Source organism: Streptomyces nodosus (assembly GCF_008704995.1).
GTDB classification, from domain to species: Bacteria; Actinomycetota; Actinomycetes; order Streptomycetales; family Streptomycetaceae; genus Streptomyces; species Streptomyces nodosus.
In genome coordinates this window covers 2,479,395-2,497,017 of sequence record NZ_CP023747.1, presented here as the reverse complement: position 1 = coordinate 2,497,017, position 17,623 = coordinate 2,479,395, and the positions used below count along the sequence as shown (strand labels likewise).

Sequence of the window (17,623 nt, the reverse complement as noted above, 5' to 3'; positions counted from 1 at the left end):
CGCCCGTGGACGGCGTGTTCCGGCCGGTCTCCCGCAACCCCCTTCGAGACGGCCGGAGATGGCGTGCGAGGATGCCGTCTCCGGTACCGGTGTACCGGCCTAGAGGGGAACACCATTGAAATCAAGAAGATTGAGCCGTAAGCGGAGCCGTGCGGCCATAGTCACGGCAGCGGCCGCCTCGGTCGTCGCCGGTGCGGCCATGCTGCCCAGTTGGAGCGCGGGCGCGGCGAGTGTCGCCGAGGACCCGAAGGTGGATCCGGCGACCAAGGCCACCTTCCAGCAACTGGCTGACGCCGTCTTCACCGACCGCACCGAGGCGCTGGTCGACGGCACCGCGAGCGCACAGCAGAAGGGGCGTCACCACCACAAGACGTCCCGCTTCTCCGGCAAGGTGAAGCTGTCGCAGAAGCAGTCCCGCGCGGAGAACTCGGCGCTGTCCGAGCTGCGTGGCCGCAAGGACCGCCTTGCGAAGCTGGGGGAGAAGTACAGCGCGGCCAAGACCGAGGTCGCCCTGGACGCCACCCGGGTGAAGGGCCGCAAGGCCACGGTCGATGTCACCGAGACCACGACCCTGACCTATGCGAAGGCCAAGGGGGGCGAGCCGAAGACCACCGGCTTCCAGGCCCACCACCGGCTGACGTTCCAGGCCGACAAGCAGGGCGACTGGCAGCTGACGGGCATCCGTGACACCGATGACGGCGTCGCGGTGAACCAGCCCGCCGAGCCGCCGGCCGTCGCACCGGACACCGCCGACGACGGCAACCCGCCGTCGGCCACCCGCTCGGCCACCACGCAGCCCGCTCCGGCCGCGCCGAAGAACTTCACCGCCTCCGGCTACGACTACAAGGCCATGGCGGACTACGCGGCCAAGCACTGGAACAACTACAACCCGGACTACCCGGACTTCAACGGGGCGGGGGCCGGAGGCGACTGCACCAACTTCGTCAGCCAGGCCCTGAAGGCCGGCGGCTGGAAGCATGTCCCCGGCTACACGTACGACTTCCACAACTGGTTCGGCAACTCCGAGATCCAGTCGGACTCGTTCGTGGGCGTCAACGAGTTCTCCTGGTTCGCGCTGTCCTCGAAGCGGGCCACCGGCCTCGCCAACGTCTACCAGATGGACGTCGGTGATGTGCTGCAGGTGGACTTCGACCGGGACGGGTCCAAGGACCACTCCATGATCGTCAACTACCGCAGCCCGCAGGGCGTGCCGTATCTGACGTACCACTCCACCAACACCTACAACAGGTCGGTGGCGAGCATCATCGCGTCGTACCCGACGGCGTACTACTACGCCTACCGCACCTGATCGATGTCCCGCCGGAGCGGGGAGCGGGCCGTCAGTGGCCCGCTCCCCGCTCCTCGCGGATCCGCGTGACCACGGCGGCCACGGTCCCCCGCACCGCCTCGGTCTCGGTCAGGAAGTGCCAGTAGTCGGGGTGGCGGCCCTCCAGGGTGGCGACCGCCCGGTTCAGCCGGGCCACGGAGTCGTCCAGCGGGCGGGCGTGCCGCGGATCGGGACTGTTCCGCCCCGCCATGGCCAGTCGCTGGGCGTCCCGGATCGCGAACCGGGTCCGTTCGATCTCCTGCTGTGGATCCTTCTGCACGGCGTTGAGCCGCTGCAGCCGGTCGCCGGCCGCGGACACCGCCTCGTCGGTGGCGTTCAGCAGCGACCGCACCGTCGACAGCAGCGAGGTCGCGTCCGGCCAGCGCTGGGCGTCACGCGCCTTCTGCGCCTCCGACAGCTTCAGCTCGGCCTGCCGCACGGCCTCGTCCGCCTGTTCGGGCACCTGCTGGAGGTCCTGCCAGCAGGTCGCGGTGAACCTGCGGCGCAGCTCGCTCAGCACCGGCCGCACCTGTCCGGCGCGGGTGGTCAGTGCCTGCGCCCGGGTACGGAGGGACACCAGCCGATGGTCGATCTCGGCGGCCCGCTCCGGCAGCCGCTCCGCCTGGCTGCGCACCGCCTCGGCCTCCCGTGCGACCCGCTCGGCGCGCTCCAGGGTCTCCGTCGCGCCGTGCTGTCCCGCGCCCTCGTTGAGCTTGGTCAGCTCGGGGGCGAGAGCGGCCAGCCGGGCCGCAAGATCATCGGCCGTGAGCCCCGAGGCCCGTACGGAGTCCAGGGCGCCGCCGGCGCCGCGCAGAGCCTGGCGGGCGCGCTCCACGGCCGGGGCGATCCGGGCGAGCTGGGTCTCGGCCTTCCCCAGCAGCGGCCCCAGGCTCTCGCCGAAGCCGTCCAGCTCCCGCTTGACGCGCTTGAGTTCGTCCTTGGCAGCGGTGAGGTCGACACGGGCGCGGGAGGCGGTGGAGGCGTCGAGATCCACCCGGTCGAGGTCCTGCGCGTCGACGGCCTCGATATAGCGGTGACTGACCTCGTCGATACGCCGTCCCAGCGCCTCGAAGCCGCTGATCGCGCGCCGGGCGGCAGGGGAGTCGTCGACAGCGGCGATGGTCTCGATCGAGATCCTCAGATCGCGCTGCGCGGTGTCCAGCTCGTAGAAGGCGGCCGCGGCGGCGTCCTTGGCGGCCTGGGCCTGAGCCCGCTGCCCCTCGGCCCGCCCCCCACCGAACCACCGCCGCGTACCCCCACCGGCGAACGCCGCCGGGAGCAGCAGAGCGGCGACGAGGGGCGCGGCGATGAGAGCGAGCGCATACCGGGCGGCTCCGGCTCCGGCACCGGTGCCGGAGCCGGTACGACGGGGCGCGGGCCGCGGCGCCCCGGTGGCGCGGACGCCGTCGGGGAGGCCGCGAGGCGCCGCCCCTGCGGGATCGGTGGGACCGGCGGGACCGGCGGGGCGCCGACCTCTGGCGCGACTGCCGTCGTGGCCGTCCGTCCGGTGTTCCCCGGATGTGGACATGACCGTCGGGGCGGACCGAACGCTCGGGGGTCGGTCGTGAGGCGCACATGGCGCAATCGGCGTGTACGGCTCTGGTGGTGTCGCCGTCACATCCCTCTCCCGTGCTGTCATCCGCCCTGCCCGGTGTCATTCTCCCACCGGTTGATGACGAACACACGAGCTGTTCGGTTCGCGGTGCGCCCCGGCCGAACCGAGCCCCGCCCGGACCCTCCGGTTATCCGGCCGTCCGTATCGTGATCGACCCGTCTCGTGTGTGTGCGTCGACCACATGGGAGCTGCCCGGATCTCTCGGGACCGACACATGGACCGAGCCGTCCTGCGCCTGTGTGCTGACGCGGTACGAGGCCCGGGGCAGCGTGATCGTGACCGAGCCGTCCACGGCGTTCGCCTGTACCTGATCGGGCACGGTGCCGAGTTCGAGATGGACCGAGCCGTCCCGCGTCGTGGCGTGCACGCGGCGTGCGCTCACGCCCGACGCATGGATCGACCCGTCCGTGCTGGCCAGCGTCAGCGGCCCGGTGCTGTCGGCCACCCGCACCGAACCGTCCCGGGAACGAATGTCCAGCGGCTCCTTGAAGCCTTGTGCCCGCACGCTCCCGTCGGAGCTCTCGACCTTCACGGAGACCCCGCGCGGCACCTCGATCCGGTGCTTGGCGGAGCAGGACGCGACCACACCGGAGCACTTCACCCGCAGCACGAGCCGGTCGTCCTTCATGGCCCAGGTCACCCGGGGATTCCCGCCGACCAACACGTTCCCCCGGAACCACCGGGTGACCTTGACCTGGCTCACATCGGCCGGGACCATCTCCAGCGCCGAGTCCTGGGAGTCGACGGTGAGCGTACGTCCGTGCAGGGCGAAGGCGCGGTGATCCGGATGCGGGTCGTCCGCCGCGTCGCCCGAGCACGCGGTGGCCGTCACCAGGAGCGCCGCGACGACCCCCAGGGCAGCGACTGCCCGGATGGTGCCGGTATGGCCTGTTCGCGTCGTCGTACGAGCCATGATGTGTCCCCCTGAGAGCATGGAAGCCGATGTGCTTCGACCCTAGGCATGCACAGCCTCCGCCGGGATCCGGCCCGCTCCCGGATCCGGGGTGGGGTTATCCCCCCGTACACGGGTTTGCGGGGCATCCCCTCCGGCCATGTAGGCTGCTGTCGACTCGTCCCGGGCGCGTAGCTCAGCGGTAGAGCGCCGCCCTTACAAGGCGGATGTCGGCGGTTCGAAACCGTCCGCGCCCACCAGGTTGGTTAGCAGGTCGGAGGCCTCTCGGGGATTTTCCCGGGAGGCCTCTCCTGTGGCCGGAGTCCACTTGGAATCCACATTCCCAGGTGATCATGCATAGCCCTCAACCCGTACGAGGGAGTGGACCCCGCCCATCCACCACGGGGGGGAGCGGACAAGCGGGGCCGGCTCTACCGGGTTGCTTCCTCGGGATGAGGCGTGGCGCCCGGTTCTCGTCGACTACCTTGCTGCCCATCGCAGCGAGGTGGTGCAGGGATGAAGGAGAGCGACGCGTTCGCCCGGGACGGGCGACCGGTGTGCGGAGTGTGCCCGTCCCTGCGGCACCCGGGCGGCAAGTTCGACGTCGTCGAACGTCCCTCCCGTGACTGCCCCTACGACCCTGCCACCGGGCACCGGTTCACCGCAGCCGGCATCCCCGTGTGCGTGCACCCCGAGCGAGTCGGGCTCCCCGCCGCTCCGTACGCCGGCGAGGGCCTGAGGCTGCCCTGGGAGACCCCGCCGCCCTCCGAGGCCGACGAGGTCCCCGCATGGCTTCGCCAGGTGCTGACCGCAGCACCACCGGACGCCTGCGACGAGGTGATCCGGCAGGCGACGCAGATCCTGCTCGCCGCCGACCTCGATGCCGACGTCACCGCGGTGCTGCGCGCAGCGCTCGGCTAGACCGCTACCGGCTCGGCGAAGTCGAGGGCGTGCTCCCGACCGGAGCGGCCCATGCCGATGCTCTGGTACAGCCCGGCCAGCACACCGCGCCGCCGCACGACCTCCTCGTGGTCCAGCCAGTACCGGGCCGGAGGCTCGCCCCACGCCAGCCGGTAGCAGTCGTGGGTGTACCCGCCAGCGCGGTAGTCGGTGTGCTCCTGGTCGGTCTGGTGGATGATGCTGATGCCGCGGGCATCCGCGATCCGGGTCAGCAGCTGCGCCTGGGCGAGCATCGCGTGCGTCAGCTCGTCGACCGGCACGGCGATGGGGATCTCCGCCGTCTGGTCGTCGTGGGTGAGCGCGTACACCGCGGCCTTGAGGGCCAGGGCGCGCAGGCCCTCCTCGAACAGCGGCGCCGCGTCCGTCTCCAGGTGCCAGTTGGCCACGACCGGGAAGCCGGTGAAGCACTGCCAGTCGTCGGAGTACTCCAGGGACGCGGCCCTGAAGGCGGGGAACTGGGAGTCCCCCTTGATGCCGTCCAGGATGACCTTCGAGGCGTCTGCGACGACGTTCGCCGCGGGCAACTCGATGTGGGACATGAGGTTCCTCTCTCGATGAGCCGGGATGGACGGGTGGTGCATGACCGGCGCCTCCGCGGGACAGTGCACTCCGGGGAGGCGCCGGCGCTTATGGGGGCGACGCTGAGGTCCGTCAGCGGCTGCGCGAGCGCTGGCCGGACGGCGAGGTCTGCAGCTGAGCCCGTCTGCACGGGCGGGCATGCACGAAGACGGTGATACCGGCCCCGGACGCGGCTGGGATGTCGTACGGCCGGTAGTCCTCGTCGGGGGTGATCCGCCCACCGCAGCGGTCGCAGAGCCTCATCGGCGGCCCTGCCGAATGAGCCGGTTGAGGGTATGGCCGATCGTGCACCCGGGTGCGCTGGCGCAACACTCTTCGCAGCCGGGGGCGTGGTCGAGGAGCGCGCTGTATGCCCGCGGGCCGGTGCAGGGCCGGCAGGCGCGCGGGAACTGGCGCACGCCGGCAGGGCTCGGCCGGTCGCCGAGGGGCACCGCTGCCTCGGTGGTCAGAGGGGATCCGCACCAGACGCAGGCGGCGCCGCGGGCCTGTTCTGCCGTCAGTCGGTCAGGGAGCGGCAGTAGGGCGAGCGCTCTGGTGTCGAGAGTGGGAGTGCTCGCAATCTCCGGCGGCATGGTCAGGCCTCCACGGTCAGCGTGATCCGTCTCACACGGGACCGTAGGGTGCGGTACAAGAGTGGTGGGCACGCACAGTGCGTGCCTTGGCTCGGGGACACGCAATGGACACTGGCATCGGCCGCCGCATCGCGTACTGGCGTGACCGGCGCGGTTTCACCCAGGCCGACTTCGGCCAGCTCATGGGGCAGACGAAGCGCTGGGTGCAGGACATCGAAGGCGGGAAGCGCCAACAGGACCCGCGTCTGTCAGTACTGGTGCGCGCGGCAGACGTCCTGCGCATCACCCTGGAGCAGTTGTTGACAGACAGTCCGCCCGAACCACCCGCGGTCAGCCCCCCGCCGGCCGACGCCCTCGGCGTCATCGACGCCCTGTACGGGGCGCCCTCATCCACTGACCCGCCGGCACCGGCCATCCTCCGGCGGCGTCTCGGCTACTGCTGCGAGGCGTTCCAGGCCTGCCACTACGCAACGCTCGCCCGCGAGTTACCCGACCTGATCATCGGCGCCGGGCAGGCAGCGCACAGTGCCCCTGTGGGCGAGCAGACCGAAGCCCAGGCAGTGCTGTCCCGGGTCTACCAGCTGGTGACGTCGTACCTGCACAAGTACGGGGAGGCGACCGCGATCCAGGCCGCCCTTGCCGCGGACCGTGCGCTGGTCGCTGCGGAGCGGTCTGGCGATCCAGTGCAGATAGGGGCCGCGGCCCGGAGGGTGGCGAAGAGCCTGGTGTACCAGCAGCGGCCTGAAACGGCCGTTCTATTCGCGACGGCTGCCGCCCGGCGGCTCGAAGGCGGGCTGACCGAGCAGGGGCCGCTCGGCCTGTCCACCCTCGGCATGCTGTACCTGTCCGCCGCCCTCGCCGCGTCCTCGCAGGAACGCACCACCGCTCGGGTGCAGGCGGCCACGGACTTCGTGAACGAGGCCGCAGACGTCGCCGAACGGCAGGGAGGCGACCGCGATGAAGACTGGACGATGTTCGGTCCGACCAACGTCGGGCTGCACCGGGTGGACATGCTGATCCGCTTCGAGGACGGCTGGTCGGCACTCGAAGCCGCCGACGAGGTGAGCCAGGAAGCGCTCGCTGGGATGTCTCGGGAACGGCAGGCCGGCCATCACGTCGCGATGGCACGGGCTTCGCTCTTGACACGGCGCAAGGGCACTGCGGCGGAGGAACTCCTGGAGGCTGACAAGCTGGCGCCCGAGGAGGTACGGGGCAGGCCCGACACCGTGAACCTGGTCAAGGACCTCGTCGGCGCAACCCCCCGTCCTGGGAACGAGTTGCGTGCGCTGGCCGAACGTTGTGGACTCCGCGCATGACGACTCCAGTCCTGTACCTCATCGCCTGCGCTGCAGGGCCCACCCAGTACATCGACGACGGCGTGCGAGCCGCCCAAGCCGACGGGTGGAACGTCTGCCTCATCCTCACCCCGTCTGCGGCAAGCTGGTGGGAGCTGCGCATGCAGGAACTTGTCGAGCTGACCGGGCATCCGGTGCGTTCGCGCTACAAGATGCCTTGGGAGAGGGACGTGTTGCCGAAGGCGGACGCGATGCTGGTGGCACCGCTGTCGTGCACCACGCTGAACAAGTGGGGCGCGGGCATCGCGGACACCGTGGCGATCGGCATTCCGTCGGAGGCAACACACATGGGTGTGCCCGTTGTGACGATGCCGTACTTCAACCAGGCCCAAGCCGCACAGCCCGCAGTGGCGCGGTCGATCGCTGCGCTGCGCGAGCAGGGCGTCGTCGTGCTCGACGGGCCGGACGGATACGCGTCGCACCCTCCGAAGCAGGGAAACCCCAAGGCGTTCCCGTGGGGGAAGGCGCTCACTGGCGTGCGGCACTTGGCCAGGGCCTGACATCGCTGGCCCAGGTCGAGATGGTCAAACTGTCGATCCCTAGACATGACGAAGCGGCCCCCTCCCGCCCGAAGGCGAGAGGGGGCCGCACGGTCTCTTCCAGTATGAGGAACTCCCTGCCGTGTTCCGGCTGAGAGGCACTGGCGAGGTGTCGTTGAATCAAGGAGAGACTATTGAGTTCCTGATGGCGGGTTCGATGGGACTACCGATCCTGCCGCAGCTCTTCGCCCGGTGGGACGGTCAGGATGAGCGGGTGCAGGTTCGAGTCCCTCCCGAACGGTAGACGTGACGACGCCCCGTCGTCCGGGTGGGCGACGGGGCTACGGTCACCGGGGCTGTGAGTGGCTCGCGCCGCCCCGTAGTCTTGTTCCGTCCACACGGCAAGGACGGGGGCGTTCACTCGATGGCAAAGCCGGTACGTGCAGCACTGGGGGAAGTCTGGCTCACCTGCCAGGTCTGCCAAGGAGACGTGTTCCGAGAGCGGGAAGTCCTGCTCAACAGCGCTGGCATGGAGTTCATGAAGTTGGCCTGGGCCAACGAGAGTGCCACCGGCCTGATCTGCTGGAGCTGCGGCTACGTCCACCTCTTTGTCAACAAGGACATCGAGCTGTATCGGGCGGACAAGTAACCAGGGGCGCCGCGGTCTCGGTTCCGGTCTCAGGCACTACTTGTTCCGCGGGCGTCCGCCCTTGTTCCCCGGAGTCTGGGGCGCCCGCTGATCAGGCAAGGAACCGACCCTGTTTGCGGACTGTAAAAGCGCTCCACGCCCTGTCCAATGTTCAGCCGTCGACGCCCCTGGTGAGGAGCAGGCATTTCCCGGCGTCCGTCACGTCGTAGGTGACGGAGAAGTCGCGGGAGACGTCGGGCATCGGGTTGGCCGTGGCGGGACAGACAGAGGTGACGCCGTGCAGGGACACGGTGTATTTCACCGGCCAGCGACGCGTCTCCGTCCAACCGAAATAGCTGCCGGCGCCGCGGCGTGGCCGCAGTCCGTCGGGGTCGCCGACCAGGCGGACGCCCTTGTCCGTGCAGTGCGGGCAGCCGAAGAGCTGTATGTCTTCGTGCCCGTCGTTGATCACGGTCACGGAGACCCCTTGCGGCGTTGCGGAACTGTCGTCCGTCATCGAGCTGCAACCAGTAAGCACCCCAGCCAGGGCCAGCCCCGCAAGGACATGTAGGGCTTGCTGGTGCTTCCCGACGATCACGGCCTCCACCTCTCGTAGAACGATCAACCATGCCGCTGGTTGAAGCGATCACGATTCCACTGAACCCGCAGATCAGTACGATTCTTGAGTAAGTTCTGAGCATCGTCCGGGTGCTTGTTGCCTCTGTTCACCAGACTGGGCGGATGACGACCAGTCCAGCCTCTGCCACCGCGCTCCGTGCTGTTCTCTTCGACTCGGGCGGTGTTCTGATGCAGCCGATCGGTGGACGTTGGAACCCGCGAGCCGATTTCGAGGAGACCGTCCTCGCTCATGCCTCGTCCCTCACACCGCAGCAGTTCGCTGCGGCCATCGCTGCGGGTGATCACGTCTTCTCTGCCTCGTCATCAACACCCGAGTACGACGATTACCACCGGGTGGTGCTCTGTCATCTCGGCGTGGACGCAACCCCGGAGTTGCTGGCCGACTTGCGGCGCGACGTTCCACCGTCGACGTTTTTGGAGACTTACCCGGACGTCGAAGAGACCCTGGAAGGGCTGAACCGGCGGGGAGTGCGGATGGCCGTGGTCTCGGATGCCTGGCCCAACCTGCCCGACCTTCACGCCGGGCTCGGGATCAGCCACTTCTTCGAGGCGTACGCGATCTCAGCCGTCCTTGGCTGCAACAAGCCGGACCCATGTATGTACCATCACGCCAGCACAGCGCTGGGCCTCGCTCCTGCGCAATGTCTGTTCGTCGACGACGACCCCGAACTGGTGGCAGCGGCCATCAGGCTCGGCTATGCCGGACGCGCGCTATGCCGGGACTCGGCCGTCCCGGGCGTGCCTTCCATCACTTCCCTGACGCAATTGCTGGACCTGTCCTTCGGGTGCTGACCTATGCGCAGGCCAGGGACTTACGCACCCTCCTGGGCCGTCTCGGGGTCGTCGCTCGTGGACTTGTCGTTCTTGAAGTCGACGTAGAACAGCCGAAAGGCCGGGCGGTTACTGGTCTGTGGGGCGACGCAGCGAGCGTCTCTGAAGCAGGCCGCCCAGAATGACCAACGCCATGGCGAGGACGAAGAGCGTATCCAGCACGATCTCCGAATCCACTGCCATCTTGAAGGACATGACCGTCGCCAGGCCCGCGGCCAGCGACACCGTCCCGTACCCCCACAGGTCCGGCCGAACTACGCGGCCTCGCAGCCACGGCGCCAGCCAACCGGTGGCCAACGCCAGGACGCCGCCCACAGCCAACAGGCCAAAGCCCACCGCAGCCGCGCCGACAAAGAACCAGTCCATGTCCCGCCCCTCCATTCGCGTGTCCCGTCACGCGGGCCTGATCGTCGCACAGGGGGCCGTGCGGGGGTGCTCAGTGGCCCCTATCGCCACCGCGTCGTCCTCGTGGTCGCCGACAGGCAGCGGCGATCAGTCGAGCCACAGACCGTCTCGGTTTCCGTCGCATTCAGTCCCGTTCGGCAATGTTCACGGCCGTTCATGAGATACCGCGGGTCCTCCGGTTGAGGAGTCGAGGAGGTGCTGGGTCAGCGCCATCCATCCGTGCCCATTGTGGATCGGTGGCGCGTGGCGCGACGTCGAGGGAAGTGAGCCCCGTCCGACAATGGGCCCGTTCGTCGGCGAAACGGTCAAAGAGGCCGTCGTGGTCGAGCGCGCAGCTCGACGTCGCGTGGGCTGGTTCCGCCATCGACTGTCGCTCAATCCGAAGGGAATCCCCTCACCATGGCCGGTACGGCGGAACTGAGAAAGGTGCTCATCACCGGTGCGGGGTCCGGGTTCGGGCACGAGGTCGCCATGCGGCTGGCGGAGAAGGGCTTCGAGGTCATCGCGGCGGTGGAGATCTACGGGCAGGTCCAGACGCTCAAGCGCCAAGCGGCCGAACGGGGAGTGAGACTTCAGGTAGAGAAACTGGATGTCACCCATGACGGCGATCGACGGAAGGCGCTGGCGTGGAATGTCGAGATCCTGGTGAACAACGCGGGCGTGGGCGAGGGCGGCTCCACCGTCGACATCCCCGCCCGCAACATCCGCCACGAGTTCGAGGTCAATGTCGTCGGGCCGCTTCTTCTCACTCAGGGGATCGCGAAGCAGATGGTCAAGCGGGGCGCCGGACGCATCGTCTGGGTCTCCTCCCGGGAGGGCCTGAACGTCAATCCCTTCACCGGCATCTACTCCGCCTCCAAGCACGCCGTCGAGGCCATTGCCGAGACCATGGCGTATGAGCTGCAGGAATTCGGCATCGAGGTCGCAACCATCAACCCCGGACCCTTCCTGACCGGCTTCAACGACCGCATGTTCCAGACCTGGGAGAGCTGGGAGGACGACCCGTCCGAGCGGCTCTTCGACTACGCGGAACTCGCATTCCCCCGAGCGCAGTTCGACCCTGAGCCGGTGTACGCGACCATGACCGCGGTAGCCGCCGGCGAGGTCGACAGCTATCGCAATCTGGAGCCCAAGTCGATGATCGAGGAGACCAAGCGCCTCCAGCAGGTTCCGTGGGAGCGCAAGGTCACGGACGGACTGGGGACTCGGCCCCAGGCCCTCCAGAACTCGTACGAGATGAAGCCCGAGACCCCGGTCGCCGACTGATCCTCCCCCGGTCGCCGATGAGCGGCCGCGCTCCAAGCGGTCAGAGGCACGTGCTAGAACGCCCGTATGACGTACAGGTTCACGGCGCGGGCTGCTTGCGGGCTCGACGATCCGGACGAAGGCGCCTGCGTGATGGCGGGACTGGCCGAGTCGAACGACGAGGAGGGGTTCTCCCTCGTGTTCATGTGCGACTTCGACGAACCCGACAGCCAGGAAGCGTCCCTCGGCATGGACACACATTGCCTCGTCACCCCCGACCAGGGCACCGCCTACGGCTGCGTACGCGAGGTGGAGCTCGCCGGTGATGTGCTGAGGGTGACGCTGGACCCTTCGTCGCTGGGCGACCTTGGGCTTACCGATCCCGTCGTCGAGATCTTGCTTCGTGCGCCGGCGGCGGACGTGGCGCGCATGCGCGAAGTGCTGCCGCGCATCCTGACGTACGGGCGCCCGGATGCCCGTCCACGGCTGATCATGCGGTAGCAGGCTCAGGGCGTTTCCGCCTGAGGGGAGAAGTCGGGCTTTCGGCCCGCCGAGGGTGGAGAGCGTGATCAGCTTGAGGCGTGGAGTCCATCATCGCGAGCGCCATAGCCGTCCTTGGAACCCTGCTCGGATCGGGGATCACCCTGGCATTTCAGCAGCGCGGTACCGAAAGGAGCCATCAGCTCAGCCGTCGCGAGACGCTGCGGCAGGAGAGGCTCGACGCCTCCTCGGCCTATGCGGGCGCGTTGGTCGACTACCGCCGCTGCCTGGTCCACCTCTGGTTCTGTGAGCACGAGCAGCCGCCGCCGGGGGACCCCGACGCGGTGCGCATCCGCGCGTACGACTTGCGCTCCCGTGCCCAAGAGGCCCTTTTTCGGGTGCAGATGCTGACGGACGACGAGAGGCTGAGCCGGACGGCGGAAGACGTGCTCACGGACATCACGAAGCTGTTCAAGGCGGACGGCAGGGCGGAGCTGGACGAGCTGAGGGTGCGGACCCGTGACGAGATCAGCCGACTCGTCGGCTTGGCCAAGCAGCATCTATAAGGTTCTTGTGCAAGCGGCTGGGCTGAATTCGGGTGCTGGGCGCGATCGCCGGGCTGTCAGTGGGGCCTTCTACTGTCGCCTTCATGGGAAGCCACTTTCAGACCCTGGTGGACCTGGATGCCACGCCGGTGGATGCGAAGGTCCTCGCCGCTCGCGGCCTTGAATGGCTTGTCGAGGAAGAGATAGTGCGGGCCGAGCGCACCGACTGTGTTCTCGGTGCCCCGTGGGGGTATCCGCCTGGTCCGCGCTGGGCTCGGGCGGTCGGGCGGGAGGACTGGGAGCCCAGTGACGGGCTCAAGATCGAGACAGGGCGGACCGTTTTCCATGGCGGCCAGGGCGATGCCGGATACGCCGTCTGTCCGTGCTGTGCCGCCCAGGTGGATCTGTACACCGATGAGTGGGATGAGATCGAGGGGGCCTGGGAGCCGTTCGACCAGGCCATCGGCACCTGGCACGACACGGACCGAGCCGCCGTGGCCTGCCCGCACTGCGGTCGGGCCGGTGAGCTGGGGGTGTGGCTCTGGGACAACGATCACTATGCGTTCGGGTACCTGGGCTTCGAGTTCTGGAACTGGCCCGAGTTCAGCCCCGGCTTCCTCGAACGGTTTGCGGGCGTGCTGGGAGGTCATCGCACGGTTCTGGTGGGAGGCAAGCTCTGAGCGGTGAGCCGTTGAAACGGGGCGCGGTGTGACATATGCGGTTAGCGTGAGGGGAGGGGATCGAGGTCGAGTGGATGTCCGGCAGTGGGTGACGGGACGGGTGAGACATGAGCGCGCGAGCAAGCATGGCAGTCGCCGATATCACCTCCTCCGGTGGATCCGAGGGGCCTCGCGCTGCTGCTGAGCGGATCATCTCGGACAATTCGGTGACCGTTCGTATGGGTGATCTGCAGTTCGATCTGCCGTGCAAGGAGCAGCTCGCCTATTTCGTGGGGCTCGGCATCCTCACGGCGCTCGAGGTCATCGACTGGCCGGTGGCGCTGGCCATCGCCGTCGGGCATGAGCTGGCTCGCAGCAACCACAGCAAGTCGTTGCGCGAGTTCGGGGAGGCGCTGGAACAGGCCTGAGGCCGGTCCGGCTCACGTCATCCGCCCGAGTTGCTGCTCGTCGTGCGCGGAGGCATGTGCGTGCTTGAGGTGTGCGCGTGCGTTCACCGTGTCCTCGGCCGTCACCTCCGCCCAGAAGCGGTGGCAGGAGACGAACACCGCCAGCTCCCGCTCGCGCCGCCGGAGCTTCTCCACCTGGGCCTGCTCGTCCTCGGTCCAGCCCGGGGAGGCGGGGCGCTCGACCTTGCGCCAGGCGGTGTTGTCGCTGAACCCGTCCAGGGGTTCCACCGACCAGGGCAGTCGCTTCAGCAGGGCCAGAAGCTCCGCCCGGACCTGATGCAGCTCCTCCTGGCCGGCGAGGAGGTCACTCGGAAAGTCATGGGTCGCAGCCACGCCGCAATGGTACGCCTGTTCGATTTTCTGGTGCGAGTCGCTTCTTCCGGGTTCGCTCGAACGGCTGACTCCGCACCCATATGTCCGGGGAAAATTGTTCAGGTGGAGCTGTGCAGGAAAGCTGTTCAGGTGAAACTGGACAGGCTTGCCTGAAGGATTTAGCGTGGGGCCATGGAGCTGAACCCCGATGGCGTGTCCGATTCCGCCGCCCGTGCCGCACGTGATCTGCGGGTGGTGTTCAGCCGGCTGCGGCGCCGCATCAGGGAGGTCGCCGGGGACGATGAACTGACCCCCTCCCAGGTGTCCGCGCTCACGTTGGTGAGCAAGGGCGGTGCCGCCACCGCCAGCACCCTGGCGTCCGCCGAGGGGGTGCGCCCGCAGTCGATGGCGGCCACCCTCGCCGGGCTCGAACAGCACGGTCTGATCCGGCGCAGCCCCGACCCCGACGACGGCCGGCGTCAACTGGTCACCCTCACGGAGGCCGGGCGGGAGAGGGTCGAGGGGGACCGGGCGGCCCGGCACGAATGGCTGGCCCGCGCCCTGGAGGACCGTTTCACCGAGGACGAACGCCAGACGGTCCTCGAGGGGCTCTCGCTGATGGAACGGCTCACCCGGTCGTGACATCGAAACCCATACGCACGGTGGGAGGTGCCGAGCGTGCCGCGCCTGCCGGCCGCTTCGACCGCCGGCTGATCGCCCCGATGATCCTGGGTTCCATACTGAACCCGATCAACTCCTCGATGATCGCCGTGGCGCTGGTCCCGATCGGGGTGGCCTTCGGGGCGCCGCCGTCCGAGACCGCCTGGCTGGTCTCGGGGCTCTACCTCGCCACCGCCGTGGGCCAGCCCGTCATCGGGCGCCTGGTCGACATGTACGGGCCACGGCGGCTCTATCTGATCGGTACGGCGCTGGTGGGTGCCGCCGGTCTGATGGGCGCCCTTGCCCCCTCCCTCGGGGTGCTGATCGCCGCGCGGGTGCTGCTCGGCCTCGGGACCTCGGCCGCGTATCCGGCCGCCATGCAGCTGACCCGGAGCGAGACCGAACGCACCGGGCAGGACAGCCCGGCCGGGGTGCTGACCGCGCTCTCCGTCGCCAACCAGACCGTCGCCGCCGTCGGTCCCGCGCTCGGCGGGTTCCTCATCGGGGTGGGCGGCTGGCGGGCCATCTTCACGGTCAATGTGCCGCTGTCCGTGGCCTGTCTGGTCCTCGGCGCGATGTGGCTGCCCAGGACGACGACCGTCCGGGAACGGCGCGGGGTCGACCTGCCGGGCATGCTTCTCTTCTCCGCCACGCTCCTCTCCCTCATGTACTTCCTGATGAGCCCCCGGCTCGCCCACTGGTGGCTGCTGCCGCTCGCCGCCGTGGCGGCCGCCGGGTTCGCCCTGCGGGAGCTGCGCACGGCGGTGCCCTTCATCGACCTGCGGGTGCTCGGCGGCACCGTGCCGCTGCTGGTCACCTATCTGCGCCAGCTCCTCGGCTACACCACCCTGTACTGCTTCATGTTCGGCTTCGCCCAGTGGCTGGAGGAGGGCCGCGGGCTGAACGCGGCCGGCGCGGGCCTGGTCCTGCTGCCGCTGTCGCTGAGCGCGCTCACCGTCTCCGGCCTCACCGGGCGTCGCGAGGCCGTGCGCGGCAAGCTGCTGGTGGGCGGCGTCCTCCAGGTCGTGGGCTGCGGCCTGCTGCTTCTGCTGCACTCCGACAGCCCGGTGTGGCTGCTGCTCGCCGTCGGCGTCGTGATGGGCATACCGCAGGGCCTGATCGGCCTCGCCAACCAGAACGCCCTCTACCGGCAGGCCGTACCCGAACGCATCGCCTCCGCCGCCGGGTTGCTGCGCACCTTCTCCTATCTGGGCGCGCTGGGCGCCTCCGCGGCCGACGCGGCCTTCTTCGCCCACGGCGCCGACACGGCCGGACTGCATGAGCTGGCCCTGTTCATGGCGGCGGGGTCCGTGCTGCTCGTGCTGGTCATCCTGCCGGACCGCTCCCTGTCCACCCTCACCCCCACCCTCAGCTCAGGAAAGGCCTGATCCATGGCTCTCACCACGCTCGACCCGCGTACCGCCCTGGTCGTGATCGACCTGCAGAACGGCATCCTGGGACTGCCAGGCCAGCCCCACAGCGGCCCCGAGGTCCTGGCCCGCACCGTCGAACTCGCCGACGCCTTCCGGGCCCGGAACCTGCCGGTCGTCCTGGTCCGGGTCTCCTTCGCCGCCGACGGGGCCGACGTCCCTCCCGGCCGTACCGAGCAGCAGCGCGGCGCCGGCGCCTTCCCCGAGGGCTGGGACCTCGTCGTCGACGAACTCTCCGGGCACCCGGGCGACATCCTTGTCACCAAGCACAACTGGGGCGCCTTCCACGGCACCGACCTCGATGTCCAGCTGCGGCGGCGCGGGGTCACCCAGATCGTGCTGACCGGCGTCGCCACCAGCATCGGCGTGGAATCCACCGCACGGGCCGCGTACGAGCACGGCTACCATGTCACGCTCGTCGCCGACGCGATGACCGACTCCGACCCCGAGGCGCACCGCGGAAGCGTCGAGCGGATCTTCCCGCGCCTCGGCGAGACGGGCACCACGGCCGATGTCCTGGAACTGCTGGCCAAGACGCACGCGGTCTGAGCCGCCGGGCCACCGCGCGGTCGTCCGCCCGAGGGCCGGGACCGCATGGTGGCCCGGGCCGTCCGCCCGGTTTCGGGCGGCCGCTACCTTTGATCTTCATGACCCTCGATGATCTGCGTGTCTTCGTCGCCGTCTGCCGCGCCGGAAGCCTCAGCGCCGTGGCCCGGGAACTCGGCTGCACCCAGTCGGCCGTGAGCCAGCACGTACGGAGGCTGGAACGCGAGGTGGGCGTCGCCCTGGTGGAACGGCAGCCGCGCGGGGTGGTCCCCACCGGAGCCGGGAGCGTGCTCCGGCAGGCCGCCGAGGAAGGGATCTCAGGCCTCGACCTGGCGCTGCGCAGACTCGCGGAACTCGCCCGGGGCGACGGCGGAGTCGTACGGATCGCCACGGGCAGCGCCACCGTGCGGCACTTCATGGCCTCGGCGGTGGCCGACTTCAGGCGGCGGTACCCAGGGGTCAGCCTGGAGTTCCGGACGGAGAACTCCAGCCGGAGCTGCTTCGCCGCACTCCAGGAACCCGGCCTGGACCTCGCCTGGGTGACCCTCGGGGAGCCCGTGCGCGGGGTCGAGCAGCGGCCCGTCGCCCGCCTGCCCTGGGTGCTCGCCGTACCCGCCGACGACGAACTCGCCGGGCGGGAGCGGATCGAGGCGGCCGAACTTGCCGGGCTGCGGCTCATCGGGCTCCCCGAGGGCTCCACCTCGCGCGCCCGACTCGAGTCCGCCTATACCGAGTTGGGCATGGTGACGACCGCCTCCGAGACCAGCGTCGCCGACTGGGACACCGCCGTGCTGCTCGTCGAACTCGGCGTCGGCCACGCGGTCGTGCCCGATCTGCCCGGCTGGCCCTCCCCGGCCGGGTCAGGACTGCGCTTCGTGCCGGTGCCCGAGCTGTCGCCGCTCACCGTCGGCTGGGCGGTGCGGCGTTGGGACACCCTGTCGGCGTCGGCACGCGCCTTCGCCGACACGGTCGCCCGGCACACCGGCGGGACCTGAGG

The 17,623-nt window shown here is 69.3% G+C and carries 21 protein-coding genes and 1 tRNA gene; 16 read left to right on the top strand and 6 right to left on the bottom strand.

All coding sequences use genetic code 11. The annotated features are described in order from the left end of the window. Positions 1 to 115: 115 nt before the first annotated feature. The gene (locus CP978_RS11375) at positions 116 to 1,309 is read left to right on the top strand and encodes an amidase domain-containing protein (protein ID WP_227745355.1); all 1,194 of its coding nucleotides are present in this window, start codon (positions 116 to 118) and stop codon (positions 1,307 to 1,309) included. A 31-nt stretch (positions 1,310 to 1,340) separates the two neighbouring features. On the opposite strand, the gene CP978_RS11370 is transcribed toward CP978_RS11375, so the two are convergent. Continuing rightward, positions 1,341 to 2,966, bottom strand: coding sequence for a coiled-coil domain-containing protein (locus tag CP978_RS11370; RefSeq protein ID WP_376697921.1), 1,626 nt, complete (start codon positions 2,964 to 2,966; stop codon positions 1,341 to 1,343). A 103-nt stretch (positions 2,967 to 3,069) separates the two neighbouring features. Next, positions 3,070 to 3,855 carry a DUF4097 family beta strand repeat-containing protein gene (locus CP978_RS11365; protein ID WP_052454083.1) on the bottom strand — a complete coding sequence of 262 codons (786 nt, stop codon included), beginning with the start codon at positions 3,853 to 3,855 and terminating at the stop codon, positions 3,070 to 3,072. A gap of 164 nt (positions 3,856 to 4,019) precedes the next feature. Here CP978_RS11365 and CP978_RS11360 point away from each other — a divergent pair. Further along, positions 4,020 to 4,094: transfer RNA gene (locus tag CP978_RS11360), tRNA-Val, on the top strand. 256 nt (positions 4,095 to 4,350) lie between these two features. Continuing rightward, positions 4,351 to 4,755, top strand: coding sequence for a hypothetical protein (locus tag CP978_RS11355; RefSeq protein ID WP_043439996.1), 405 nt, complete (start codon positions 4,351 to 4,353; stop codon positions 4,753 to 4,755). Here the strand turns inward: CP978_RS11355 and CP978_RS35595 are convergent. Then, positions 4,752 to 5,333: a hypothetical protein gene (locus CP978_RS35595; protein WP_043439995.1), complete on the bottom strand. Its 582-nt coding sequence runs from the start codon at positions 5,331 to 5,333 to the stop codon at positions 4,752 to 4,754. The genes CP978_RS11355 and CP978_RS35595 overlap by 4 nt on opposite strands. Positions 5,334 to 6,049: 716 nt before the next feature. Between CP978_RS35595 and CP978_RS11340 the strand changes: the two genes are divergently transcribed. The 3 genes from CP978_RS11340 (at position 6,050) to CP978_RS11330 (ending at position 8,428) form a co-directional block, all read left to right on the top strand. Then, positions 6,050 to 7,261, top strand: a complete 1,212-nt coding sequence (locus tag CP978_RS11340) for a helix-turn-helix domain-containing protein (RefSeq protein WP_043439993.1) — start codon at positions 6,050 to 6,052, stop codon at positions 7,259 to 7,261. After that, entirely contained in the window at positions 7,258 to 7,800 is a 543-nt protein-coding gene (locus CP978_RS11335; RefSeq protein WP_043439992.1) for a flavoprotein, read from the top strand. Before CP978_RS11340 ends, CP978_RS11335 begins: the two co-directional genes overlap by 4 nt. A gap of 469 nt (positions 7,801 to 8,269) precedes the next feature. Further along, positions 8,270 to 8,428: a hypothetical protein gene (locus CP978_RS11330; RefSeq protein ID WP_227745353.1), complete on the top strand. Its 159-nt coding sequence runs from the start codon at positions 8,270 to 8,272 to the stop codon at positions 8,426 to 8,428. A gap of 151 nt (positions 8,429 to 8,579) precedes the next feature. Here the strand turns inward: CP978_RS11330 and CP978_RS11325 are convergent, their stop codons facing one another. Further along, positions 8,580 to 8,885 (bottom strand): hypothetical protein, encoded by a 306-nt coding sequence (locus tag CP978_RS11325; protein ID WP_043439991.1) that lies wholly within the window; start codon positions 8,883 to 8,885, stop codon positions 8,580 to 8,582. A 263-nt stretch (positions 8,886 to 9,148) separates the two neighbouring features. On the opposite strand from CP978_RS11325, the gene CP978_RS11320 reads away from it, so the two are divergent. After that, on the top strand, positions 9,149 to 9,838 hold the full coding sequence (locus CP978_RS11320; RefSeq protein WP_043439988.1) for an HAD family hydrolase: 690 nt from the start codon (positions 9,149 to 9,151) through the stop codon (positions 9,836 to 9,838). Between the two features lie 108 nt (positions 9,839 to 9,946). Here CP978_RS11320 and CP978_RS11315 read toward each other — a convergent pair whose 3' ends face one another. Next, complete coding sequence (locus CP978_RS11315) at positions 9,947 to 10,243, bottom strand: hypothetical protein (RefSeq protein WP_043448422.1); 297 nt, start codon at positions 10,241 to 10,243, stop codon at positions 9,947 to 9,949. Between the two features lie 438 nt (positions 10,244 to 10,681). Between CP978_RS11315 and CP978_RS11310 the strand changes: the two genes are divergently transcribed. The 5 genes from CP978_RS11310 (at position 10,682) to CP978_RS11290 (ending at position 13,639) form a co-directional block, all read left to right on the top strand. Then, a complete protein-coding gene (locus CP978_RS11310; protein ID WP_043439986.1) occupies positions 10,682 to 11,548 on the top strand; it encodes an SDR family oxidoreductase in 867 nt (288 codons plus the stop codon). Between the two features lie 66 nt (positions 11,549 to 11,614). Further along, positions 11,615 to 12,028 carry an Imm10 family immunity protein gene (locus CP978_RS11305; protein ID WP_043439984.1) on the top strand — a complete coding sequence of 138 codons (414 nt, stop codon included), beginning with the start codon at positions 11,615 to 11,617 and terminating at the stop codon, positions 12,026 to 12,028. Positions 12,029 to 12,108: 80 nt separating this feature from the next. After that, complete coding sequence (locus CP978_RS11300; protein ID WP_043439983.1) at positions 12,109 to 12,573, top strand: hypothetical protein; 465 nt, start codon at positions 12,109 to 12,111, stop codon at positions 12,571 to 12,573. Positions 12,574 to 12,656: 83 nt separating this feature from the next. Next, positions 12,657 to 13,232, top strand: a complete 576-nt coding sequence (locus CP978_RS11295) for a hypothetical protein (RefSeq protein ID WP_043448421.1) — start codon at positions 12,657 to 12,659, stop codon at positions 13,230 to 13,232. Between the two features lie 206 nt (positions 13,233 to 13,438). Beyond that, positions 13,439 to 13,639 (top strand): hypothetical protein, encoded by a 201-nt coding sequence (locus CP978_RS11290; RefSeq protein WP_221500893.1) that lies wholly within the window; start codon positions 13,439 to 13,441, stop codon positions 13,637 to 13,639. 12 nt (positions 13,640 to 13,651) lie between these two features. On the opposite strand, the gene CP978_RS11285 is transcribed toward CP978_RS11290, so the two are convergent. Further along, complete coding sequence (locus tag CP978_RS11285; RefSeq protein WP_043439981.1) at positions 13,652 to 14,011, bottom strand: hypothetical protein; 360 nt, start codon at positions 14,009 to 14,011, stop codon at positions 13,652 to 13,654. 171 nt (positions 14,012 to 14,182) lie between these two features. On the opposite strand from CP978_RS11285, the gene CP978_RS11280 reads away from it, so the two are divergent. The 4 genes from CP978_RS11280 to CP978_RS11265 all read left to right on the top strand — a co-directional run bounded on the left by CP978_RS11280 (position 14,183) and on the right by CP978_RS11265 (position 17,621). After that, a complete protein-coding gene (locus CP978_RS11280) occupies positions 14,183 to 14,632 on the top strand; it encodes a MarR family winged helix-turn-helix transcriptional regulator (protein WP_043439980.1) in 450 nt (149 codons plus the stop codon). Continuing rightward, positions 14,629 to 16,038, top strand: a complete 1,410-nt coding sequence (locus CP978_RS11275) for an MFS transporter (RefSeq protein WP_043439978.1) — start codon at positions 14,629 to 14,631, stop codon at positions 16,036 to 16,038. The genes CP978_RS11280 and CP978_RS11275 overlap by 4 nt, the downstream gene beginning before the upstream one ends. A gap of 3 nt (positions 16,039 to 16,041) precedes the next feature. After that, positions 16,042 to 16,629 carry a hydrolase gene (locus CP978_RS11270; RefSeq protein ID WP_043439977.1) on the top strand — a complete coding sequence of 196 codons (588 nt, stop codon included), beginning with the start codon at positions 16,042 to 16,044 and terminating at the stop codon, positions 16,627 to 16,629. Between the two features lie 98 nt (positions 16,630 to 16,727). Continuing rightward, a complete protein-coding gene (locus CP978_RS11265) occupies positions 16,728 to 17,621 on the top strand; it encodes a LysR family transcriptional regulator (protein ID WP_043448419.1) in 894 nt (297 codons plus the stop codon). The last annotated feature ends 2 nt before the right edge of the window (positions 17,622 to 17,623 follow it).